The sequence below is a fragment of the Bradyrhizobium sp. ARR65 genome, from assembly GCF_000472385.1.
Lineage (GTDB): Bacteria > Pseudomonadota > Alphaproteobacteria > Rhizobiales > Xanthobacteraceae > Bradyrhizobium.
In genome coordinates, this window is record NZ_AWZU01000016.1 from 41,822 (window position 1) to 65,835 (window position 24,014).

Here is a 24,014-nt window from a genome sequence, read left to right on the forward strand (position 1 = left end):
TCCCTGCACGCGGGGCGAGGTCAAGAGAAAGACGCGTGCCTTTCATTTCTTCCGCACATCGTCGCCACGCTTAGAGCTCATTTACCATCCATGATTTATGGTGAATGCAACCTTGCGGCGTGGCTCGCGTCGCAAGGGAGATTGGCTGCGTCGGGTGGAGTAAGCGTTGGGTACGAAGTTGTCCTTTCGCCGCAGGTTGCGCCGACCCCTCATCGTGGTCAGCATCGCCGGCCCCGTTGCGCTGATGCCAGTGATGGCTTCGGCCGAGGGCCTGCTCGATTTGCTGTTCGGCGCTTTCCAGAGACCGCGCCAGGCTTCGCCGCAAGGGAATTTCTTCGACCCCTTCAACAACAACCCGCAGCCGGTACCGCCACGGCCCGTCGTTGCAAGCTCCGGACCTGCCTTTTGCGTGCGTAGCTGTGACGGCCGGTATTTTCCGCTGACGCGTGGCGGCGCCTCCCCGGTTCAGATGTGCCAGGCCTTCTGTCCCGCGAGCCCGACCAAGGTCTATTTCGGGTCCAGCATCGACAACGCCTATACGGCGAGCGGTGAGCGTTACGCGGACAGCGAGAACGCCTATGCCTATCGCAAGGCGCTCCGCGCCGACTGCACCTGCAACGGTCGCGATCCCGCAGGGCTCGCGCCGGTGGATCTTGCGCTGGACGGCTCGCTGCGGGCCGGCGACGTGATCGCCACCAGCGAAGGCCTCGTAGCCTATTCCGGGGTCCGTCTCGGCAATGACCAGACACCCGAGCTCACGCCGGTCGCCTCCTATCCCGGGCTGACCAGCGAGGTCCGCGCCAAGCTGAACGCGCTGAAGGTTGCTCCCGTCCGCGCGGACATGGTCGCAAACGACGCGTCCAATGCGGATGGCACGCGTGAACCGCCGCCGCCGGTGAGCCCCCCGCCGAAGGCCGCGCCGGACACGCGAGCGGAAGTGAATTGACCACAGTCATTCCGGGACGATCCGACAACATGGAACCCGGAATCTCGCGCCACAACTTCTAGATTCCGGGTTCGCGCTTTCGCGCGCCCCGGAATGATGGAGGGCATCACCGCCCCACGATCACGCCGATCACATTCGGTGCGGCCAGGTATTTCTCCTCGATCGCGGCACGCGCGGCGGTGCGATTTTCCGGCGTGAGCAGGCCGCGCTTCTCCGCGAGGATCATCCAGCAATAGCCCCACCAATCCGTGAGCATGCCAGTGTCGTCGACGAGGTCATAACCCTGCTCGGCGGCGAAGATGCGCGCCTGCGCCTCATCGAGCGTATCGAGGAAGGCGTGGTCGGCGGGTGAAAACAATTCATCGCTGATATCGTCGATGGTGTAGCCCCAGATCGACCGGCAGACGGCGTTGAACTCGCGATCGATTTCGTCGTCATCGACATATCTGAGGCGCGAAGCCTGATGCAGCCGCGATAGGGTGCGAGCAAAATCGGCGATCCGGGTCAACGCGAATTGATCGAAGGCGATGGTGGACATGTAGTCCTCGCAATGTCTGACAGACCATAGATGTTGTGTCGGCGATGAGCCGAATCGCCATTATATATCAAAGGCTTGCTAAAATGTTCTTAATTCGTTCTCATTGAATTGTCGCCCTGCTTTTTTGCCAAGACGTCATTGATACGCCTGCTCCGCCTCACATATCCGCAAGCATCTTGTCGCCACAGTAATTGGCATAGAACTTCCCGCCGCATTGCTTTTTGATGGCCATGCAGCGGGGTGCGGGTGTGGCTTTCTGCGGAACGCTGAACGTGCAGCTCACGCGATCGGCGCCCTGCCCCAGCCCGCCGGCGAAGGCGGCACTGGGGACGCTGACGCAGAGTACCAGAAGCAGGGCAGCGATGATCTCGATGGCAAGGCGCATGGCGATCCTCCGAAAAGCCCGACTTCGAGGCTACCGCTAGGGATAACTCTATCACCGAAAGCAATGGAACCGGATGGGCCGGATCGGCCCGGCCCTTGCATAAAAATCATGCATGCGCCGCATTAACCGGGCGGCTACGGGTTACACGCCGCGTCCAACGTGCTTATCATTCGGTGAGTCTTACTGTCAGGATTTGAAGTTGGCGGATCAAACGTTCCACTATCCGGCACCCGGCCAACCGGTTGATGAACTGGCGCTGGCCGAGATCAAGAGTGCCATCCTCGCAAAGCTTCGGCTTGCCATCGGCAAGGACGCCAGCTTGGCGACCAAGCATGACTGGTACACGGCTGCGGCGCTGGCGCTGCGCGACCGCATCGTGCATCGCTGGCTGACGGCGGAGAAGCAGAGCTACGACGAGGGCCGCAAGCGGGTCTATTATCTCTCGCTCGAGTTCCTGATTGGCCGTCTCTTCAGCGATGCATTGAACAACATGGGCCTGCTGCAGGTGTTCGAGACCGCGCTCGGCGATCTCGGCGTCGGCCTCGACGATCTGCGCAAATGCGAGCCCGACGCCGCGCTCGGCAATGGCGGCCTGGGGCGGCTGGCCGCCTGCTTCATGGAGAGCATGGCCACATTGGCGATCCCCGCCATCGGCTACGGCATTCGCTACGACTTCGGCCTGTTTCGCCAGATCATCAACAACGGTTGGCAGCAGGAATATCCCGACGAGTGGCTAAGCTGCGGTAACCCCTGGGAACTGCAACGGCCGGAAGTGGTCTATCACGTCCATTTCGGCGGCGGCGTCGAACACATCGACGAGAAGGGCCGCGATCGCGCGGTCTGGCATCCGGCGGAAACCGTGCAGGCGGTCGCCTACGACACCCCGATCGTCGGCTGGCGCGGCCAGCACGTCAACGCGCTGCGCCTCTGGTCGGCACGCGCGCCCGATCCGCTCAAGCTCGACGTGTTCAACACCGGCGATTATGTCAGCGCCAGCGCCGAGCAGGCGCGCGCCGAAGCGATCTGCAAATTCCTCTACCCGAACGACGAGAGCCCGGCGGGACGCGAGCTCAGGCTGCGGCAGGAATATTTCTTCGTCTCGGCTTCGCTGCAGGATCTGGTCAACCGCCATCTCAGCTCGGACGGCTCACTGCGAAGCCTCGCGATGAAGGTCGCGGTGCAGCTCAACGATACGCATCCAAGTCTCGCGGTGGCCGAGCTGATGCGGATCCTGATCGACCTGCACAATTTCCGCTGGGACGAGGCATGGAAGATCACGGTCAATACACTGTCCTACACCAACCACACGCTGCTGCCGGAAGCGCTCGAGACCTGGCCGGTCGAACTGTTCGAGCGGCTGTTGCCGCGACATCTCGAGATCATCTACCGCATCAACAGCCAGCACTTGGCGCTGGCGGAGCAGCGCTGTCCCGGCGACATCGAATTTCGCGCCTCGGTTTCGCTCATCGACGAGAAGAGCGGCCGCAGGGTGCGGATGGGCCAGCTCGCCTTCGTCGGCTCGCACAGCATCAACGGTGTATCGGCGATGCATTCCGACCTGATGCGGGAGACCGTGTTCCACGATCTCAACCATCTCTATCCCAGCCGCATCACCAACAAGACCAACGGCATTACCTTCCGCCGCTGGCTGATGCTCGCCAATCCCAAGCTGACCGAACTGTTGCGCGAGGTGTGCGGCGAGGCCGTGCTCGACGATCCGAGCCGGCTGGAACTGCTGGAGGCACGCGCCAGCGACAACGCCTTCCAGCAGCAATTCCGCAATGTGAAGCGTCACAACAAGTTGGCGCTGGCTCGTCTGATCAACGAGAAGCTCGGCGTCGTGGTCGATTCGACCGCCCTGTTCGACGTCCAGATCAAGCGCATCCACGAATACAAGCGCCAACTCCTCAACCTCCTCGAGACCGTGGCGCTCTATCATGCGATCAAGGACGATCCGCAAGCCAATTGGGTGCCGCGGGTCAAGATCTTCGCCGGCAAGGCCGCGGCGAGCTATCGCTACGCCAAGCTGATCATCAAACTGATCAATGACGTGGCCGAAGTCGTCAACAAGGACCCGGTGATTGCCGACCGCCTGAAGGTCGCCTTCCTGCCCGACTACAATGTCAGCCTTGCCGAGGTGATCATCCCCGCTGCCGATCTTTCCGAGCAGATCTCGACCGCCGGCATGGAGGCCTCCGGCACCGGCAACATGAAGCTCGCGCTCAATGGCGCGGTGACCATCGGCACGCTCGACGGCGCCAACATCGAAATCCGCGAGCATGTCGGGCCCGAGAACATCGCCATCTTCGGCATGGAGGCCATGGACGTGATGGTCCGGCGTAAGCAGGGCCTCGACGCGACCGATATTATCCGCAAGTCGCCGCAGCTTGCACGCGCCATCAACTCGATCGGCAGCGGCGAGTTCTCGCCCGGCGACCCCGGCCGCTTCGAGTCGATCGCACACGCGCTGCGTTATCTCGACCATTACATGGTCAGCGCCGATTTCGATTCCTATTACGAGGCGCAACGCGGCATCGACGCGCGCTGGCAGGTCATGCCGGCCTGGACGCGCGCCAGCATCCTCAATGTGGCGCGGATGGCCTGGTTCTCTTCCGACCGCACAATCCGCGAATATGCCGAGGAAATCTGGCACGTCCCTGTGCATCCCGCCCCCTCGTCGCTAGCGCAGACGGATATGCAACGCGGCGCGCGCTGAATTTTTCAGCGCGGAAATCAATTACCTCAGAGGTCATTGCATTTGGCAGGATAAGCATCATACTACACTGGTGCTGCGCGAATTTTGCGCTGTCAGTCCGGGGCGCCTCGAAGAGGCGAACCCGGAATCTCGAGATTCCGGGTTCGATGCTTTCGCATCGCCCCGGAATGACGGAGTGCCAGACAACCGATGCTGACCAAGACCACACACCTGTTCGATGACGCCACCCGTGTCACGGCCGGCGACAGCCGCTGGCAGGGACGGACCAGTCCGGATTATTGGGCCTTCGTCGGCCCGTTCGGCGGCTTCACGGCGGCAACCATTTTGCGTGCGCTGCTCGAGCATCCGCAGCGCGCGGGCGATCCGCTGTCGCTCACCGTCAACTATTGCGCACCGATTGCGGAAGGCGCGTTCGATCTCGACGTCCGCCTGGTCAAAGCCAATCGCTCGACGCAGCATTGGTGCGTTGAGCTGTCGCAGGACGGCTCCGAGCCGGCCACGCTCGCCACGGCCGTGTTTGCCGAGCGTCGTCCGTCATGGTCGCACCAGCAAGCCACGATGCCGGATGCCAGGCCCTTCGAGGAGATCAAGCCCTATCCGAAGCTCGCGGCGGCCTGGGTCAATCAATATGATTTCCGCTTCGTCGAGGGCGCGGTGGACTTGCGCGGCGGCACGCAGGCTCAGCCGGCGAGCGCCTTCTCCAAGCTCTGGATCGGGGATAGCATGCCGCGCAAGATCGATTGCCTGTCGCTGATGGCGATGTCGGATGCGTTCTTCGCCCGCATCTTTCATATCAAAGGCGAGCTGGTACCGATCGGCACGGTGTCGCTGACGACCTATTTCCACGCCGACACGGACGATCTGGCGAAGGAAGATATCACCCGCGTGCTCGGCGCCGCCGACGCGAAAATCTTCCATAAGAGCTTCAGCGATCAGTCCGGCGAATTATGGTCGCCCTCCGGCCGCCTGCTCGCGACCACGACACAGATGACGTATTTCAAGGCGTAGTCGACAGGATGTTGAACCGTCATCCTGGCCGCGCTTCGCGCGGACCCGGTGGCGAGCGCCTCAGGGTGACGAGGCTAGAATCGGACTTGCTGGACCAAGCTGCTTCTTTGGTCGCCACCGGCGCGATGCGCCGTATCGAGCCCGGAGACTCGATATTCCGGGTTCGCTGCTATCGCAGCGCCCCGGAATGACAAGGGCAGCAGTTACTCCGCCGCGAGCTTCACTTCGGGCGCGGCGGCGCGGACATCGGCATCGACCTTTTCCTCGAACTTGGCGAAGTTCTTCTGGAACATGCCGACTAGGCTGCGGGCGGTCTTGTCGAACTCGTCCTTGTCCTTCCAGGTGTTGACCGGGTTGAGAATTTCGGTCGGCACGCCAGGCAGCGCGGTCGGCACCGCAAAGCCGAAATATTTGTCGGTGCGGAACTCGACATTGCGCAAGCTGCCATCGAGGGCCGCGGTGAGCAGCGCGCGCGTCACCTTGATCGGCATGCGGCTGCCGATGCCATACTTGCCGCCGGTCCATCCGGTATTGACCAGCCAGCAATCCACATTGTGCTGGGCGATCAGCTCGCGCAGCATGTTGCCATAGACCGACGGATCGAGCGGCAGGAAGGGCGAGCCGAAACAGGTGGAGAATTCCGGTTGAGGCTCGGAGCCCAGACCACGCTCGGTGCCGGCGACCTTCGCGGTGTAGCCGGACAGGAAGTGATACATCGCCTGCGCCGGCGACAACTTTGCGATCGGCGGCAATACCCCGAAGGCGTCCGCGGCAAGCATCACGACGTTCTTCGGATGCGGCGCCCGTCCCGTGCGCGAGGCGTTCGGGATGAAATCGAGCGGATAGGCCGAGCGGGTATTCTCGGTCTTGGAGCCGTCGTCGAAATCGACCTCGCGCGTATCTTCGTCAAGCACACAGTTCTCCAGCACGGCGCCAAAGCGCTTGCTGGCGGCGTAGATCTGCGGCTCGGCTTCCTTCGACAGCTTTATGCACTTGGCATAGCAACCGCCTTCGAAGTTGAAGACGCCGTCCGGTCCCCAGCCATGCTCGTCGTCGCCGATCAGCGTGCGGTTGGGATCGGCCGACAGCGTCGTCTTCCCGGTGCCGGACAGGCCGAAGAAGATTGCGGTATCACCTTTGGACCCGACATTGGCCGAGCAGTGCATCGGCATCACGCCGCGCTCGGGGAGATAATAATTGAGCGTCGTGAACACGCTCTTCTTCATCTCGCCGGCGTAATACGATCCGCCGATCAGGACGATCTTGCGGGCGAAATCGATGGCGACAACATTCTCCGAGCGCACGCCATGGCGTTTGGGATCGGCACGGAAGCTCGGCATGTCGATGATCGTGAGCTCGGGCACGAAGGTCGCGAGCTCGACCGCCTGCGGGCGGATCAGGAGCGTGCGGATGAACAGCGAGTGCCAGGCGAGTTCGGTGAAGACCCGCGTCTTGATCCGGTAGGTCGGATCTGCGCCGCCATAAAGATCCTGAGCGAACAGCCGCTTGCCTTCGGCGTGCTTCAGGAAATCCTGATAGAGCGCCTCGAATTGCTCCGATGTGATCGACTGGTTGCCAGCCCACCACATCTTCTTGTCCGTCATCGCATCGCGGACGGTGAACTTGTCCTTCGGGCTGCGCCCGGTGAACTCGCCGGTGTCGGCGCATAGCGCGCCATCGGCGGATAGCACCGCCTCTCCTGCGATCAGGGCGTATTGATAGAGCTGTGGTGCGCCGAGATTCCAGTGCACCTGCTTGAGATTTCTTAAGCCGAATTTGTCGGCACCGAAGGCACCGTTACGCACACCCGTCTCTTGCACGAAGAATCCTCCTCGAACCCGCATCACCCGGCGCGAACCTCATCCCGTGCGCCGCTTCTGCGGTGCCACTATAGCCCCACCGGCCCAGGTCCGGCGACTTATTACTTGATCAACGCTCGGCTTGCCAAGCCGATCCCCCTCGATTGGTTTATTCAAGCAGATCGGCGATGCATCTCAATCGCTTGCCGCAGCGCGGCGCAATTTGCGGCACAGTGTGCGTGACAATGCGCCGCGACCGCCTGCGACGTGGGCAGCTTTTGCGGTGCACAACAATGCGCCGCATGATACCTGCGCGCCGAACGCCGGCGAAAACAACACCAGCAATCGAGTGGCGGATTTCCGTTTGCGTGAAAGATAGCGATTGCGTCTCATAGCTCGCGGCGACTCGGACCGGCTCAATCCGCCGCGCGCGCCTGTTCGGCCAAGCTGACCAGCATCTTGCGCAGTTCGGTGGGACCCGTGACGTGTTCGGGAAAATCCAGTCGCAAGGTCACATCGCCCGCCTGCAGATTGATGCCATCAGGGTCGATCGACGTACAGCGCCAATCGCCGCGCTGCGCGCCGAGGAGCCTCGTCGCATAAAGATTCATCGCATCACGGTGGTCCGCGTTCATGTGCTCGATCGCACCTGCCTCGGCCTCGATCAGCGCCTGCGAATCACCAATGTCCGTCAAGAACTGCTCCGGCTTGAGATCGAGAATGCGCCCGAATCCGGCCACCAGATGGGCTCCGTTCGGCACGATCCGGAAAAAGGAAAAGTCGGAAAAGTCGACGAAGCCTTCCGCGCTCGGATGGGCCGCAAGATAGCGCCGCCGCACGAGTGCCCCCTCGTCCGGTCCGACAACCTCCGCCTGGCCTTGCAGCATAATTCGGGCGCTCTCCAGCGGATCGCCCGCCGCACGCTCATCCAACATCAAGGAAACCCTGGGATCGACCAGGATATTGCGGGTGTGCACCGCCAGGAGCGAAATCAGCAGGATTGGCGTTCCATCGGGATGGCTCGCCAGGTTAACCAGGGAGCAATAGGGGGAGCCCGTCCCGGCCATTAAGGTCGCCAGCGCCCCCTGGCGCCGGCGCCGCAGCAGCGAGCGCGCCAATTTGGAAGCGTTGAAAGCGGTACCCGGTTGCATCGATTTATCTCGTCATCTTGTTGCAATGAGGCCCTTTTTTCGGTTAAAGGGGGCCTTGATGGGTGCGGGACGGGAGGCGTCCCTGGGAACTCGGTCACACTTCAGCCCAGCTTGCATTGCTCGCTGACCGTGTTTGAAGCCCATTCATGCGGCGCATCACCTGGATTGCCCGCCGTTCAGCAAACCCGAACTGAAAGCAGGCTCATGCCCACAATCGCTCTGGTCGACGACGACCGCAACATCCTCACCTCCGTCTCGATCGCGCTGGAAGCGGAAGGCTACCGCATCATGACCTACACTGACGGCGCTTCCGCGCTAGACGGGTTCCGCACCACCCAGCCGGATCTTGCGATCCTCGATATCAAAATGCCGCGCATGGACGGCATGGAGACACTACGCCGGCTGCGGCAGAAGTCCGATTTGCCGGTGATCTTTCTGACCTCCAAGGACGAAGAGATCGACGAATTGTTCGGCCTCAAGATGGGCGCCGATGATTTTATCCGCAAACCATTCTCGCAGCGGCTCCTGGTGGAGCGTGTAAAGGCGGTGCTGCGCCGTTCGCAGCCCAAGGATCCAACCGCCGTGCCAAAGGAGAACGACGCCAAGGCGCTCGACCGCGGCCTCCTGCGCATGGATCCGGAGCGCCACACCTGCACGTGGAAGAACGAGCCGGTGACCTTGACGGTCACCGAATTTTTGATCCTGCAGGCGCTTGCGACGCGGCCCGGCGTGGTGAAGAGCCGCAATGCGCTGATGGATGCCGCCTATGACGACCAAGTCTATGTCGACGATCGCACGATCGACAGCCACATCAAGCGGCTGCGCAAGAAGTTCAAGGTGGTCGATCCGGAGTTCGAGATGATCGAGACTCTCTACGGAGTCGGCTATCGTTTCAAGGAAGCCTGATTCGAAGCGCTGTTTCCCGCGTTTCGCGCCTCACGCCATCTGGGGTAGGATGGCGCAACAAACAAACCAGTCGAAACAATCGGCAGTGTTGACCATTGCTTGATCGAACGCAGCCTGATGCAGGACTGAACGCGTCGGATGTTTCGTCGTCCGTGGTTCTGGATGCCGCGGAGGCGGAGGCACCGCGTCTGAAAGGCTGGCAGCGGCCGCTCGGATGGCTGAGCCGTGCCGGGCAATTTCTGTTCACGCTCTCCTTCTCGAGCCTGACGCGCCGGATCGTCTCGCTGAATATCGCGGGGCTGCTGGCGCTGGTCGCGAGCATTCTCTACCTGTCGCAATTCCGCGCGGGCCTGATCGACGCGCGCGCGCAGAGCCTTCTGGTGCAGGCCGAGATCATTGCCGGTGCAATCGCGGCCTCCGCGACCGTGCAGACCAACACCATCACGATCGACCCTGACCGGCTCCTCGACCTCAAGCCCGGCGAGACCATAGGCGCGCCCGACGAATATTCGCCGCTCGATTTTCCGATCAACCCCGAACGTGTCGCACCGGTGTTGCGCACGCTGATCTCCCCGACCAAAACCCGCGCCCGGATTTATGATCCGAACGGCGGGCTGATCCTCGACAGCCGCAACCTCGAAAACGTGTTGCGCTTCGACCTGCCGGCGCCGTCGAAGCCCGGGATCGTCGAGCGCGTGCTGACCGCGGTCCGTACCTGGATCAACCGCGGCGACCTGCCGCTCTATCGCGAATATGAGAGCGGCTCGAGCTACGAGGAGGTTTCCGACGCGCTGAAGGGGCAGAAGCGCAGCATGGTGCGCGTCAATTCCCGCGGCGAGGTAATCGTTTCGGTCGCCGTCCCGGTGCAGCGCTCGCGTACCATTCACGGCGCCTTGATGCTGTCGACGCAGGGCGATGACATCGACCAGATGGTGACGGCGGAACGGCTGGCGATCCTCAAGGTCGGCGGGGTGGCGTCGGCGGTGATGATGCTGCTCTCGCTCCTGCTCGCAAGCACGATCGCGGGTCCGGTGCGCCGGCTGGCCGACAGTGCCGAGCGCGTCCGCCGCCGCATCAAGACCCGCGTGGAAATTCCCGACTTCACCCGCCGCCGGGACGAGATCGGCCATCTCTCCGGCGCGCTCCGCGACATGACGGACGCGCTCTACAATCGCATCGAGGCGATCGAGATGTTCGCGGCCGACGTCGCGCATGAACTGAAGAACCCGCTCACCTCGCTGCGCTCGGCGGTGGAAACCCTCCCCCTCGCGCGCAACGAGAACAGCCGCACCCGGCTGCTCGGCGTGATCGAGCATGACGTCAAACGGCTCGATCGGCTGATCTCCGATATTTCCGACGCCAGCCGGCTCGATGCCGAATTGCAGCGCCAGGACATGGCGCCGGTCGACGTGCGCCGCCTGCTGGCGACGCTCACCTCGGTGGCCAACGAGACCAAGCTCGGCCACGACGTCGGCGTCGAGGCGCGCTTCGAGGGACGAAGCGCCAACGACACCTTCTCGGTGCCCGGACACGATTCGCGGCTCGGGCAGGTGATCACAAATCTCTTGTCCAACGCGCAGTCGTTCTCCGAGCCCGGCAGCAAGGTACGAATCTACTGCCGGCGGGTCCGCTCGGAAATCGAGATCGTGGTCGACGACGACGGGCCAGGCATTCGCGCCGATGCGCTGGAGCGCGTGTTCGAGCGCTTCTACACCGACCGGCCGCATCAGGGATTTGGGCAGAACTCCGGACTCGGGCTATCGATCTCCAAGCAGATCATCGAGGCGCATGGCGGACGCATCTGGGCCGAGAACCGTGCAGGTCCTGCGGGTCCCGACGGCGAGCCGACGGTGGCCGGCGCGCGCTTCGTGGTCAGGCTGCCCTCGCTATGACAGAGGCGGAAAGGCCGAGCGTGCATGCCTCCGCCGTCAAGGTAGGCGAGCGCGCGGTGCTGATCCGCGGTCCCTCCGGCGCCGGCAAGTCCCGCCTCGCCTTCGATCTGATTCTCGCCGGCCGCAGCGGGCAGCTCCCGCCGGCCGTCCTGGTTGGCGATGACCGTGTCCGGTTGGACACAGCCGGCGGAGAATTGTTGGTGCGCGCGGTGCCCGAACTGGCCGGCCTGATCGAGATTCGTGGGCTTGGAATCCGCGGCTGCGACTTTGTGACCGAGGCGACCGTTGGGCTCGTGGTCGATCTGGGCGCCTCCGATGCGGCCCGCCTGCCGCCACCCGAATCGCTTCAGATCAGCCTTTTTGGTGTTTCACTACCGCGAATTCCCGTGGCGACAGACCAAAACCCCTTCCCATTGGTTGTCGCCGCCCTGACGACAACTGCAAGTTCACCTTCCGGTAACCATTCGGCCCATTGTGGGAAGGGAATTGGTAACCATATCACCCCCACTATCGCGACCGAATAGACCGGCGCGGCTCCCCTTCCGCTACCGCCAGATTCCGGGAGAACCGCAAACATCCCCCCTTGCGCGGGGGCTCTGGATGGTCAAAGTGGCGCGTTCGTGCGGTGCGTCAAAAAGCACCCGCGAGGAGTTTCCGATGATTGGGCTAGTACTGGTGACCCATGGGCGCCTCGCCGACGAGTTCAAGGCGGCGCTCGAACACGTCATGGGTCCGCAAAAACAAATCGAAGCGGTCACGATCGGCGCCGAAGATGATTCCGATCTCTGTCGAAGCGACATCATTGAAGCGGTCAACCGCGTAGATTCGGGCGATGGCGTTGCCATCCTCACCGATATGTTCGGCGGCACACCGTCCAACCTCGCAATCTCCTGCATGAGCCGCCCCAAGGTTGAAGTGCTCGCAGGCATCAATCTTCCCATGCTGGTCAAGCTCGCGAAGGTTCGCGAGGAGCGCTCGCTGCCTGACGCAATCGCGATGGCGCAGGAAGCCGGCCGCAAATACGTCACCATCGCCAGCCGCGTTCTCGCCGGCAAATGAGCGACGATGACGCGGCATTAGAGAACATTCCTGGGCCGCGGGTGCCCGAGGGGGCTATTTCCAAAGAGCTTCTGATCGTCAACAAGCGCGGGCTGCACGCACGCGCCTCCGCAAAATTTGTCCAGACCGTGGAGCGCTTCAGCGCCGAAGTCTGGGTGACTCGCGGCAGCGAGACCGTCGGCGGCACCTCGATCATGGGGCTGATGATGCTCGCAGCCGCGCCCGGCACCACCATCAAAGTCTCCGCGATCGGCGCTGAGGCGGAAGCCGCGCTTGCCGCCATCACCGAACTCGTCGAGAGCAAATTCAACGAAGAAGGGACGTGAGAGGGCCACGCGATCTCTCTCCCGACGTCGTCCCGGCGAAAGCCGGAACAACGGCAGTTATTTCCCTGGCGGCTCGATATAGATCTTCCACGCGGTCGACGGGCCCGGATGGCCCTGGAAGAAGCGCTGCGTGCTCATCACCAGTTGCTCGGCATTGGGCGCATTTTCCTTCATCCAGGCCTCGCACGTCGGCAGCCGTGCATCCGTCGTATCGCAAATCCCGATGAAGCCGAGTCGCTTGGCTTCGTCCAGCGACGTCAGCCCGGATGACCACACTTCGCCAGGCGTGAGCGGCGCCGGATGATCGGGGCTGTAGAAGGTCATGGGTTCGCCGATTTCAGTGGTGCCGGCCACCACGGCCCAGCGCGAGCCGAAGCGCATATGCCAGGCCTGCGTCAGCTCCCGCGCCAATTGCGATCGTGCGGCATAAGTGCTCGCACCATTCGGGCTCTTAGGGATGTCGCTAAGCGCAATCCTGGGGGCGGCGGCGAGCGTAACGAGCGTGATCACCAGCCAGATCGCCATGATCCGAAACAGCGCCATCGCCGGCACGCGCAATCGAGGAATTGCGATCAGCGCGAGCGGCGTGAGGAAGAACAGCGAGATTCCCCAGTCGGTCTTCATGTAGATCGTGAAGGCAAGCGCGCCGAGCGGCGGCCCCACCGCGACGATGATCTGAATGATCCAGATGTTCAGTGCCTGCGAAAGCTTTACCGCCCCGTTAGGTCCCGACGACCAGATCTGCGCCAGCAGCCGTGGCCGCCACGCCAGCGCCAGCAGACCGACCAGGATCGGAGCCGCGAGCAGCCCGGCATTATGCACGACATAACCGAGCACGAGCTGTGCGCTTTGCGCGCGGCTCGATAGCCCGTAGACATCGCCGGCATAGGTCAGCGGCACGAAATCGACCTGTTTCAGCCAGATCAGATGCGGAATCATCGCAACGACCATTGTCACGATCGCGACCCATGGTGCGGGCGAGCGCAGGATCTTCAGGCGATCGGGGTGGATCAGCGCCGCGAGGCCAATGGCGCCGATCATGGTCAGCACCCAGTATTTGGTCATCAGCGCCAGCGCGCCGGCGAGTCCGAGCCAGACGCCCGACAGCCAGCTACGCTTTTCGAAGGCATTGAGATAGGCCAGTACCAGCAGCGGCAGAGTGACAAGCTGCAGCAGATCTGGATTGTACTTGAAGCCCTTGAAATTGAAGATCGGATACAGCGCGAGCGTCACCATCATGAAGAATGCGCGGCGGCGATCGACCACCCGCAGCGCGATGAGGTAGCAGAGCACGAGCCCCACGCTCACCGTTGTCATCGCCAGGAGGTAGGTGGCCCAGTCGGCGACCGGGAAGAAGCTGAACCAGAGGCCCGCGACCCACCCCGACAGGGGCGGATGCTTGCCGTAGCCCAACTGGAACTTTTGACCCCAGGCAAAGGCCTCCGCCACGTCCATATGGACGTCCTGCGCCGCCTTCAACTTGATCAGGATGAGGGTCCAGAGCAGGGCATGCAAAAGCGCAAAGGTAATCACGAGCCAGAGGCCGGTCTCGGGATCCCGGGCCCGGGCCACAAGCCACGCGGCAGGTCGCCGCAGCGTCAGACGGCGGCGTGCGCGCGAGGCGGCGGGTAACAAGGATGCAGTCGGCATGGCCTCACGCGTAGCGCTTTTTGGGAGCAAGTGGAATCAGCTTGGCGTGAACAAAAGCCCTTAGAATAAAGCTATATGGTTGCCGGCCAGAGGGGCCAATGCTATCCCGCCGCCCATGACGACCGTGCCCATTTCCAACATCCGCAACTTCTCCATCGTCGCCCATATCGACCATGGCAAGTCGACCCTTGCCGACCGCCTGATCCAGATGACCGGCGGCCTGTCGGATCGCGAAATGGCGGGCAAGGAACAGGTGCTCGATTCCATGGATATCGAGCGCGAGCGCGGCATCACCATCAAGGCACAGACCGTGCGGCTGCACTACCGCGCCAAGGACGGCCAGGACTACATCTTCAATCTGATGGACACGCCCGGCCATGTCGACTTCGCCTACGAGGTCTCGCGCTCGCTGGCGGCCTGCGAAGGATCGCTCTTGGTGGTCGACGCGAGCCAGGGCGTGGAAGCGCAGACACTCGCCAACGTCTATCAGGCGCTCGACAACAACCACGAGATCGTGCCGGTCCTGAACAAGATCGATCTGCCGGCCGCCGAGCCCGAAAAGATCAAGCAGCAGATCGAGGATGTGATCGGCATCGATGCATCCGATGCTATCATGATTTCCGCCAAGACGGGCCAGGGCATTCCCGACGTGCTGGAGGCGATCGTCACCCGCTTGCCACCGCCGAAAGGCGATCGCGACGCGACGTTGAAGGCGCTCCTGGTCGATAGCTGGTACGACGTCTATCTCGGCGTCGTCGTCTTGATCCGCGTCGTCGACGGCGTGATGAAGAAGGGTAGCCGCATCCGGATGATGGGCACGAAAGCGGCCTATGACGTCGAGCGCGTCGGTTTCTTCACGCCGAAGATGCAACAGGTCGACGAACTTGGTCCCGGCGAGATCGGCTTCATTACGGCTGCGATCAAAGAGGTCGCCGACACCCGCGTTGGCGACACCATCACCGATGACAAGAACCCGGTGAAGGAGATGCTGCCGGGCTTCAAGCCCGCGATCCCCGTGGTGTTCTGCGGCCTGTTCCCGGTCGATGCCGACGATTTCGAATCCCTGCGCGCGGCAATGGGAAAATTGCGCCTCAACGACGCAAGCTTTTCCTTCGAGATGGAGACCTCGGCCGCGCTCGGCTTCGGCTTCCGCTGCGGTTTTCTGGGCCTGTTGCATCTGGAGATCATTCAAGAGCGCCTGTCGCGCGAATTCGATCTCAACCTGATCGCGACCGCGCCGAGCGTGATCTACAAGATGCATCTGACCGACGGCTCGCTGATCGAGATCCACAATCCCGTCGATATGCCCGACGTGGTCAAGATCGCCGAGATCGAGGAGCCCTGGATCGAGGCCACCATCCTCACGCCGGACGAATATCTCGGCAGCGTGCTGAAGCTTTGCCAGGACCGGCGCGGCTCGCAGAAAGAGCTCACCTATGTCGGCAGCCGCGCCATGGTGAAATATGACCTGCCGCTGAACGAAGTGGTGTTCGATTTCTACGATCGCCTGAAATCCGTCTCCAAGGGCTACGCCTCGTTCGATTATCACCTGACCGACTACAGGCCCGCCGATCTCGTGAAGATGCAGATTCTGGTGAACGGCGAGCCGGTGGATGCGCTGTCGATGCTGGTGCATCGCACCCGTGCCGAGGGCCGCGGCCGCGCCATGGTCGAAAAGATGAAAGAGCTGATCCCGCCGCACATGTTCCAGATTCCGATCCAGGCGGCGATCGGCGGCAAGGTGATCGCGCGCGAGACCGTGCGCGCACTGCGCAAGGACGTCACCGCGAAATGCTATGGCGGCGACATCACGCGCAAGCGCAAGCTTTTGGAGAAGCAGAAAGAAGGCAAGAAGCGGATGCGCCAGTTCGGCAAGGTCGACATCCCGCAGGAAGCCTTTATCGCCGCGCTGAAGGTGGATAGCTGAAATTGACGTCATTCCGAGGCACGCCGATAGGCGTGAACCCGGAATCTGGAGATTGTGGCGCGAGATTTCCGGGCTCGCGCTTTCAGCGCGCCCCGGAATGACAGTGTTGCCCATCTTGCTCTCTTCCGCCGGATAGATCACCATTGCGACCTCCAATCAGACCCAAAAAGGGCGGAGGAAACGCGAATGAACCGGCTTCCCGCATTCGGCCTTGTCGAGCGCGCACGCGCATTGCAACCACTGATCACGCGGGAGGCCGAGGAGATCGAACGGACACGGCGGCTGACGCCGGCGGTCACCGCCGCCTTGATCGAGAACGGCCTTTATCGGGCACTGTTGCCGCAGAACTTGGGCGGCGCGGAAGCGCCGCTCGAAGTGTTCATGCAGATGCAGGAGGAGGTCGCCAAGGCCGACGCATCAACCGCCTGGTGTCTTGGCCAATGCAGCGTCTGCGCCATGATCGCGGCCTATCTCGATCACGACGTCGCGGAGGAGATCTTCAACACGGCACCGGGCATCCTGGCCTGGGGGGCCATCGCCCATTCGGTGCGCGCGGTCCCCGGCGGTTACAAAGCGAGCGCGCGCTGGGATTTCGCGTCGGGCTCACGGCAGGCGAGTTGGCTCGGCGCGCATGTTAGAATCGAGGAAGCAGACGGCACGCCGCGCAAGAGACCGGACGGTTCGCCCGAAATTCGCACCATCCTGTTTCCGGTGACCAGCGCCACGATGTATGACGTCTGGGACGTCATCGGCCTCAAGGGCACCGGGACCGACTCCTATTCGGTCGACGATCTCTTCATCCCGGAAAAATACACAGCGCTTCGCGACGAGCCTGCGGCCTTGCGCGAGGCAGGGCCGCTTTACAAGCTCTCCACCAACATGGTGTTCAGCATGGGCTTTGCCGCGACCGCGCTAGGCGTGGCGCGCGCCACGCTCGATGCCGCGATCGAGCTGTCGCGCAAAAAGACGCCGCAAGGCCTTTCCGCGATGCGCGAGAACAACGCCGTTCAGGGCCTGATCGGCCGCACCGAGGCCTCCTTGCGAGCCGCGCGGGCCTATCTCTACGCCACCGCAGCCGAGGTCTGGCGCGATCTGGAAGCCGGCGCAGCCATCTCCGAAGATAATCGGATCGCGCTCCGCATCGCCGCAACCTGGACGATCCACCAGGCGGCCTCCGTGGTCGATACCGCCTATCACATGGCCGGCGCCACCGCCGTGTTCGCCGCAAACCCGTTCGAGCGGCGCTTCCGCGACATGCATGCCATCGCCCAGCAAATCCAGGCCCGCGACACCCATTACGAGGACGCCGGGCGGGCGATCCTTTCGGGCGAGCTGCAAGGGCCGCCCATGACGCGCTGAGCGGATCGTAGCGCCGCGCGGCTGCGACTTATGGCTAGGCGCAGACGTACCGTAGCATTAAGCAATATTAATCAATCTTGGGTATCCCGAACCACTCTGGTGAAGTTCGGGAATGCCCATGTTCAAGCTTCGTTCCATCGCCGCCCGCCTGATCCTCGCGATTTCGCTTACCGTCGCGGCGGCCTGCGGAATCCTCGGGACTTTCTCGATCCTGCAGCAACGCTCGCTGACGCGCCTCGCGCTCGAACAGCAGCTCAAGCTGGATTATGACAGCGTGGTCGCCGCGATCGACTATGAGGGGCGCGCGACGCTCGCCGTCAGCTCGACCATCGCGGCGCTGCCGCCGGTTGCCGACGCCATTGCCAAAGGCGATCGCGACGCGCTGGGCGCGCTGCTTGTCGGCGCCAACAAGGCGCTGAAGGAGCAAGGCATCCCGCTGATCTCGTTCCAGACGCCCCCGGCGACCACATTCTACCGGGTACACAACCCCAAGACCTTCGGAGACGATGTCTCCAAGCGCCGCATCACGGTTGCGGAAGCCCTCAGGGCCGGCCGGCAAATTGTCGGGGCCGAACCGGCGCTGGAGTCGCTGGGGATTTTTGGCATGACGCCGATCATGCGAGACGGCAAGGCCTTTGCGAATGTCGACGTCGGCGCCGCCTTCGGCAAAGAGTTCGTCGAGCGTGCCAAGCAGCGCTTCGGCATCGACCTCGCCGTGCAATGGTTCGACGGCAAGAGCTTTAAGAGACTGTCCTCCACCTTCGGTGACGTCGAGGTTGCCACGCCTGAGGAGCTGAAGGCCGTGTTCGGGGGTGCGACACTGCACCGCGAGCTCACGTTCCAGGGGCATTCGGCCGCCATCTATATCGGACAGATCAACAATTATGCCGGCCAGCCGCTCGCGGTGCTCGAGATCGTCAAGGATATCACCGAATACGAAGCCGCCGCGACCCGCGCGCAAACGACCCTGCTGCTGGCGACGCTCGTCATTCTGGCTGGCGCCGCCCTGCTGGCCTTCCTGCTCGGCCGCGGCATGTCGCGTCCGCTGACCGCGATCACCGCGGTGATGAACCGCCTGTCGAGCGGCGATACGTCGGTGGCCATTCCGGGCGGCGACCGCATGGACGAGGTCGGCACCATGGCGCAGGCGGTGGACGTCTTCCGCCTTAACATGATCGAGACGCAGAAGCTGCGCGAGGCGCAGGAGGCGGCCAAGCTGGAGACCGAGCGCGAGAAGCGAGCGCTGCAGAAGCAAATGGCCGATCGTTTCGAAGCGGATGTCAAGAGCGTGGTGGCCGCTGTCGCGAAGGCCACCGAAGAGATGCAACGCGCCGCCGGCGAGATCGCCACCAGCGTGAACGGGACCTCGCAACGCGCGGCGGCCGCGGCTGCGGCATCGGAGGAGGCGTCCGCCAGTGTCGGCACGGTGGCCGCCGCAACGGAGGAGCTTGCCTCGTCGGTGGCGGAGATCGGCCGTCAGGTGACCCACTCCTCGGGCGTTGCGGACGAAGCGGTCGGCAAGGCCGACAAGACCACGGAAATGGTCGCAAGCCTTGCCTCCGCTGCGGAGCGGATCGGCGACGTGCTGCGGCTGATTGACGCGATCGCGAGCCAGACCAACCTGCTCGCGCTCAACGCAACGATCGAAGCGGCGCGCGCAGGGGAAGCCGGTCGCGGCTTCGCCGTGGTCGCCGCCGAGGTCAAGGAGCTCGCGGGCCAGACCGCGAAGGCGACCGAGGAGATCGCAGCCCAGGTCGCCGCGATCCAGTCCGCGACTGGCAATTGCGTCACCGCCATCGGCGGCATCAGCCAGACCATCCGCGACATCAGCGGCATTGCCGCCAGCATCGCTGCCGCGGTCGAGGAGCAGGATTCGGCTACGCGCGAGATCGCGCGCAGCGTGCAGCAGGCCGCAGCCGGCACCAGCGAGGTCTCGCAGAACGTTGCCGGCGCAAGCCATGCAGCCGACCGCTCGCGCGCATTGGCGGAAAGCGTGATGACGGCATCGGGCCAGCTCAGCCGGCACGCCGCCGCGTTGTTCGAAAGCGTGGATACGTTCCTGGCCGGCCTGCGCGACGCAGCCTAGCTAACTGGATCGACGAACCGAATTCGCGTCGTCAACGCGAGGGTAGTCGCGCCAGGATCGCCACGCCGAGAGGGGTGCACCGCGATGCCGATGCAATCGAGAAAGCGTGCGACGAACGCCCGGCCGAGCCGCCGCCCGGCTCCTCCCGATCCCTCCGTGGCGGCAATATTCAGCAGCTACCCGAGGCCGCTGCGGGCAAAATTGCTGGCGCTCCGGCGGCTGATCTTCGATACCGCCAGCGCCATCGAAGGCGTAGGTGCGCTGGAAGAAGCCATCAAATGGGGACAGGTCAGCTATCTCACCAGCGAAACCAAGAGCGGCAGCACCATCCGCATCGACCAGGTGAAATCCGCGGCCAACCAATACGCCGTCTATTTTCATTGCCAGACCAATTTGGTCGAAACGTTTCGCGAGCTCCATCCGGAACTCACTTACGGCGGCAATCGAAGCATTCTGCTTGACGGCGCGAGGCCTCTGCCGAAGAGGGCACTTCGCCATTGCGTGGCGCTTGCGCTCACCTATCATCTCGACAAGCACAAGAACACGCGCATCAGGTAATTCACGCGACGCGCACCTTCGCCGGGCTCGACTCCAGCGGAGCTGTGTCCGCTCCGCGCTGCGCGCGCAAGAGCTCGACGATCTCATCATTGGGACGGGCGCGGCTGAACAGAAAGCCCTGCCCTTCATCGCATCCTTCGGCGCGCAGGCAGCTCAGCTCGGCCTCGGTCTCCACGCCTTCGGCGGTGATGGTGACGCCGAGCCCCTTGCCGAGGCTGACGATCGAGCGAATGATCGCCTGCGCCTCGCGATTGGCGCCGAGATCACGCACGAAAGACTGGTCGATCTTGATCTTGTCGAAGGGGAAGCTGCGCAGATAGCTCAAGCTGGAATAGCCGGTGCCGAAATCGTCCATGGAGATGCGCACCCCCAGCGCGCGAAGCGCATGCAGCGTCGCCAGCACCTGGCTGCTCTTCTCCAGGAGCAGCGTCTCCGTGATCTCGAGCTCCAGCCGCTTGGCCGCCAGGCCTGACCGCCTCAGAGCATCCATCACGAGCGCCAGCAGATTGCCAGTGCGGAATTGCGCGGGTGACAGGTTCACGGCGACGCGAACTTCGTCGGGCCAGCTTGCCGCGTCCATGCAGGCGCGCCGCAGCATCAGGCCGCCGACCCCGTTGATCAGGCCCGTCTCCTCGGCGACCGGAATGAACTCAGCCGGCGACACCATGCCGCGCTCCCGGTGCGGCCAGCGCACCAGCGCCTCGAAGCCGGTGATGCGACCGCGGGACAGATCGACCAGCGGCTGGTAATACGGCCGCAGTTGCTCGTTCTGGATGGCGTCGCGCAGATCCGTCTCAATCTTGCGCCGGCTCTGCGCACGCGCGTCCATGCCGGCTTCGAAGAAGCTGAAGGTGCCGCGCGAGTCGTTCTTGGCGCGCGACAGCGCCATATCGGCGTTCTTCAACAATTTTTCCGAATCATCGCCATCGCTGGGCGCCATCGCGATGCCGATGGTAGCGCCGATGACGAGCGAATGGCCGTCGAACAGAAAGGGATCGGCGATCGCCTCAAGCAGGCGCCGGGCGAGCAGCACCGCGTCTTCAGGACGCGTCAGTCCGCTCTGAATGACGGCAAACTCATCGGAGTTGAGACGGGCAAGCGTGTCTTCCTCGCGCAGGCTCGAGCGCAGGCGCTTGGCAACGGCGCGCAACAGACGATCGCCAACGCCGTGCCCGAACGTGTCGTTGACCGCCTTGAAGTTGTCCAGCCCGAGCACCAGCACCGCGACTTTGTCGACGCTCCGGCGCGTGTGCGCGAGAACATCATCCATCTGCTGCCGCAGCAGGTTGCGGTTCGGCAGCCCGGTCAGTCCGTCATGCTGGGCCAAAAAGGCGAGCCGCGCCTCCGCGCGCTTGCGTTCGCTGATGTCCATCAGCGCCAGCAGCATCGCGGGCCGTTCCTTGTACACGAGCTCACGGGAATAGATGGCAAGATCGATCAGCGATCCGTCGGCCTTGACATGCTTCCAGGTCCGCGCCGCCTGCTCGTCGTTCGAGCGAGCGCCATCCCATGGCGGCTCGCTCTCGAATGCCTGCAGATTGCGAATCGTGAGCCTTTCGAATTCCGCCCGGCCATAGCCATAATGCTCGACCGCGGCGTCGTTGACGGCGAGAATGCGGCCGTCGTCGAGCGCACAGACGATCATCGGAACGGGATTGCCGTCGAACAGAAGACGGAATGATGCCTCACGCTGCTTCAGCTCGGTGATGTCGACGCGCAAGCCGACCACACCGCCATCCTTGGTCAGCCGCTCCTCAATCAAGATGGTGCGGCCGTCCGCGAGCTTCTGCTCATGGCGCTCGCCGGGCTGATGCATCTTGGCGAGCCGCTCGGCGATCCATTGCTCTTCGCACCCGACGGCTTCGGGGTAATCGCCACGGGCGACGCCGACGCGAAGCGTATCCTGCAGCCGCACACCCGGCTCGAACAGGTCTGCGGTTCGGCTGTAGATCTCCGCGTACTTCTTGTTCCAGAGGATATAGCGTCCCTCCGCATCGAGAAAGACGATGCCCTGCGGCAGGATCTCGATTGCTTCGCGCAGCCGCTCGTGTGACTTCCGCGCTTCCGTGATCGCGGCCTCCGCTTCGGCGCGGGCGATCTCAGCGGCTTGAAGGATAGAACGCTGGCGCTCCCCTGCGAGCTTCGGCGTGGGCTTGACGGGACGGCGCGACTTGCGGGCGGCCACCGCACGCTTGAGTTTCTTTTTGACTGGCCGGATTCTCGGCATCGAGCGCCCCCACTCGCATTCTGCGCGGCCCGTGTTTTCAGCCAAGTGTCTTAAAAAAAAGGTATCTTTCCGCTTTGGCCTCTCGCAGAGCGTGCGAACCCCCTCTCCATTTCCGCATCGCGGCCTGCCCTTTTGTGAGGCGAGGCATCAGGCACAAGTGGATCACGGCCTTGCGACACAACTCGCAGTTGGCAACCCTCGACACCAAATCATCGCAGTTCGCTTAGCGCCAGGTAATATGCGAGTCGCCTGCTCAGGGAATCGCCCATCGTCGTTTGCGCGCATGAAATTTGATCAATCGCGAAAAGGGTTATCGCGCAGTTAAGAAATACGCGTCTTGGCCACGTCGCGCAGCGTTCGAGCTGCGGCCATCAAATCGTGGCAAACGTGTGGAACGAAGGCCAGAGCACCTGCCTGGCCACGCCCGGCGGCAGTGGATCAAGCAATTGCGACTGGGACATTTCGGCCGCTTTCGTGCTATTCTATTCTCTACTTAGGGTGATGCGATGCTGATCCGCCAGATTCTCATCCCGCTCCTGTTCAGCACCCTCTGTGCCACGGCTTCGGCGGCCCTGGCCCAGGACAGAGGCAGCCTCGACCCGAAACCTTTGCCGCCGCTTGCCAATCCCAACGATCCCAAGCTACCCGCCAAGGAACTGTTCGCTCGGAAGGTGCTGCCGGCGGCGATGCCGCCACGCGCGATCGGCTCCTATTCCAAGGGCTGTATCGCGGGCGCCATGGAGATGCCGATCACGGGCGACACCTGGCAAGTGATGCGGCTGTCGCGTAACAGGAATTGGGGCCACCCGGACATGATCGCGCTGCTCAAGCGCTTGTCGGCGAAAGTGCACAAGGACACCGGCTGGCCGGGAATTCTGATCGGCGACATTGGCCAGCCCCGCGGCGGCCCGGCACTGACGGGCCACGCCAGCCATCAGATCGGGCTCGATGCCGACATCTGGCTGACCCCTATGCCCGATCACCTGCTCTCGCGCGAACAGCGCGAGGACATGGCAGCGACCATGATGGTTCGCGACGACCGGCTCGACGTCGATTCCAAGGTTTTCACGCCCTTTCAGTTCACGATGTTGCGCGATGCCGCGCAGGAGCCGCGCGTGCAGCGGATCTTCGTCAACGCGGCGATCAAGAAGGCGCTGTGCCGCGAGGCGACGGGCGACCGTAGCTGGCTTGCAAAGATCCGCCCCTGGTACGGCCACGATTATCATTTCCACATCCGCATGAGATGCCCGCCCGACGACGGCGCCTGCGAGGGCCAGAAGGATCAGCCGGAGGAAGACGGCTGCGCGTCCTCCGATCTCGCCTATTGGTTCAAGGATTCGATCCTTCACCCCGAGCCGCCGAAAGAGCCGCCGAAGCCGGAGCACGGCATCACGCTCGCGCAATTGCCCGCAGCCTGTCGGCAAGTGTTGAACGCACCGGACGCCAAGCACTACGCCAAGCAGTAACGCCTCCTGGGCGGG

The 24,014-nt window shown here is 63.1% G+C and carries 19 protein-coding genes; 13 read left to right on the forward strand and 6 right to left on the reverse strand.

The window, feature by feature from the left end; translation table 11 throughout:
• The first annotated feature begins 166 nt into the window (after positions 1 to 166).
• Entirely contained in the window at positions 167 to 946 is a 780-nt protein-coding gene (locus F758_RS0118690) for a DUF2865 domain-containing protein (protein ID WP_024509294.1), read from the forward strand.
• Positions 947 to 1,052: 106 nt separating this feature from the next.
• Here F758_RS0118690 and F758_RS0118695 read toward each other — a convergent pair whose 3' ends face one another.
• Positions 1,053 to 1,484 (reverse strand): hypothetical protein, encoded by a 432-nt coding sequence (locus F758_RS0118695; protein WP_024509295.1) that lies wholly within the window; start codon positions 1,482 to 1,484, stop codon positions 1,053 to 1,055.
• 157 nt (positions 1,485 to 1,641) lie between these two features.
• Positions 1,642 to 1,869, reverse strand: coding sequence for a hypothetical protein (locus F758_RS0118700; protein ID WP_024509296.1), 228 nt, complete (start codon positions 1,867 to 1,869; stop codon positions 1,642 to 1,644).
• Between the two features lie 199 nt (positions 1,870 to 2,068).
• Between F758_RS0118700 and F758_RS0118705 the strand changes: the two genes are divergently transcribed.
• Positions 2,069 to 4,585, forward strand: coding sequence for a glycogen/starch/alpha-glucan phosphorylase (locus F758_RS0118705; RefSeq protein ID WP_024509297.1), 2,517 nt, complete (start codon positions 2,069 to 2,071; stop codon positions 4,583 to 4,585).
• A gap of 189 nt (positions 4,586 to 4,774) precedes the next feature.
• Complete coding sequence (locus F758_RS0118710) at positions 4,775 to 5,593, forward strand: acyl-CoA thioesterase (protein ID WP_024509298.1); 819 nt, start codon at positions 4,775 to 4,777, stop codon at positions 5,591 to 5,593.
• 203 nt (positions 5,594 to 5,796) lie between these two features.
• On the opposite strand, the gene F758_RS0118715 is transcribed toward F758_RS0118710, so the two are convergent.
• Entirely contained in the window at positions 5,797 to 7,413 is a 1,617-nt protein-coding gene (locus tag F758_RS0118715) for a phosphoenolpyruvate carboxykinase (protein ID WP_024509299.1), read from the reverse strand.
• 395 nt (positions 7,414 to 7,808) lie between these two features.
• Positions 7,809 to 8,543 (reverse strand): HugZ family pyridoxamine 5'-phosphate oxidase, encoded by a 735-nt coding sequence (locus F758_RS0118725; protein ID WP_024509301.1) that lies wholly within the window; start codon positions 8,541 to 8,543, stop codon positions 7,809 to 7,811.
• A 204-nt stretch (positions 8,544 to 8,747) separates the two neighbouring features.
• Between F758_RS0118725 and F758_RS0118730 the strand changes: the two genes are divergently transcribed.
• The 5 genes from F758_RS0118730 (at position 8,748) to F758_RS0118750 (ending at position 12,726) form a co-directional block, all read left to right on the forward strand.
• Entirely contained in the window at positions 8,748 to 9,449 is a 702-nt protein-coding gene (locus tag F758_RS0118730) for a response regulator transcription factor (protein WP_024509302.1), read from the forward strand.
• A gap of 95 nt (positions 9,450 to 9,544) precedes the next feature.
• Positions 9,545 to 11,341, forward strand: a complete 1,797-nt coding sequence (locus tag F758_RS0118735) for a sensor histidine kinase (protein WP_024509303.1) — start codon at positions 9,545 to 9,547, stop codon at positions 11,339 to 11,341.
• Complete coding sequence (locus F758_RS0118740; protein ID WP_024509304.1) at positions 11,338 to 11,865, forward strand: HPr kinase/phosphorylase; 528 nt, start codon at positions 11,338 to 11,340, stop codon at positions 11,863 to 11,865. Before F758_RS0118735 ends, F758_RS0118740 begins: the two co-directional genes overlap by 4 nt.
• A gap of 133 nt (positions 11,866 to 11,998) precedes the next feature.
• Entirely contained in the window at positions 11,999 to 12,400 is a 402-nt protein-coding gene (locus F758_RS0118745) for a PTS sugar transporter subunit IIA (protein WP_024509305.1), read from the forward strand.
• Positions 12,397 to 12,726: an HPr family phosphocarrier protein gene (locus F758_RS0118750; protein ID WP_024509306.1), complete on the forward strand. Its 330-nt coding sequence runs from the start codon at positions 12,397 to 12,399 to the stop codon at positions 12,724 to 12,726. The genes F758_RS0118745 and F758_RS0118750 overlap by 4 nt, the downstream gene beginning before the upstream one ends.
• A 57-nt stretch (positions 12,727 to 12,783) precedes the next feature.
• On the opposite strand, the gene F758_RS0118755 is transcribed toward F758_RS0118750, so the two are convergent.
• Positions 12,784 to 14,376 (reverse strand): glycosyltransferase family 39 protein, encoded by a 1,593-nt coding sequence (locus F758_RS0118755; RefSeq protein WP_024509307.1) that lies wholly within the window; start codon positions 14,374 to 14,376, stop codon positions 12,784 to 12,786.
• Positions 14,377 to 14,491: 115 nt separating this feature from the next.
• Between F758_RS0118755 and lepA the strand changes: the two genes are divergently transcribed.
• The 4 genes from lepA to F758_RS0118775 all read left to right on the forward strand — a co-directional run bounded on the left by lepA (position 14,492) and on the right by F758_RS0118775 (position 20,306).
• The gene (gene lepA / locus F758_RS0118760; protein ID WP_024509308.1) at positions 14,492 to 16,303 is read left to right on the forward strand and encodes a translation elongation factor 4; all 1,812 of its coding nucleotides are present in this window, start codon (positions 14,492 to 14,494) and stop codon (positions 16,301 to 16,303) included.
• A 186-nt stretch (positions 16,304 to 16,489) separates the two neighbouring features.
• On the forward strand, positions 16,490 to 17,662 hold the full coding sequence (locus F758_RS0118765) for an acyl-CoA dehydrogenase family protein (RefSeq protein WP_024509309.1): 1,173 nt from the start codon (positions 16,490 to 16,492) through the stop codon (positions 17,660 to 17,662).
• Positions 17,663 to 17,780: 118 nt separating this feature from the next.
• Positions 17,781 to 19,748, forward strand: a complete 1,968-nt coding sequence (locus tag F758_RS0118770) for a methyl-accepting chemotaxis protein (RefSeq protein ID WP_024509310.1) — start codon at positions 17,781 to 17,783, stop codon at positions 19,746 to 19,748.
• Positions 19,749 to 19,904: 156 nt separating this feature from the next.
• Positions 19,905 to 20,306 (forward strand): DUF1801 domain-containing protein, encoded by a 402-nt coding sequence (locus F758_RS0118775; RefSeq protein WP_035722448.1) that lies wholly within the window; start codon positions 19,905 to 19,907, stop codon positions 20,304 to 20,306.
• Position 20,307: 1 nt separating this feature from the next.
• On the opposite strand, the gene F758_RS0118780 is transcribed toward F758_RS0118775, so the two are convergent.
• A complete protein-coding gene (locus F758_RS0118780) occupies positions 20,308 to 22,533 on the reverse strand; it encodes a putative bifunctional diguanylate cyclase/phosphodiesterase (RefSeq protein ID WP_024509312.1) in 2,226 nt (741 codons plus the stop codon).
• 506 nt (positions 22,534 to 23,039) lie between these two features.
• On the opposite strand from F758_RS0118780, the gene mepA reads away from it, so the two are divergent.
• A complete protein-coding gene (gene mepA / locus F758_RS0118785) occupies positions 23,040 to 23,999 on the forward strand; it encodes a penicillin-insensitive murein endopeptidase (RefSeq protein ID WP_024509313.1) in 960 nt (319 codons plus the stop codon).
• The last annotated feature ends 15 nt before the right edge of the window (positions 24,000 to 24,014 follow it).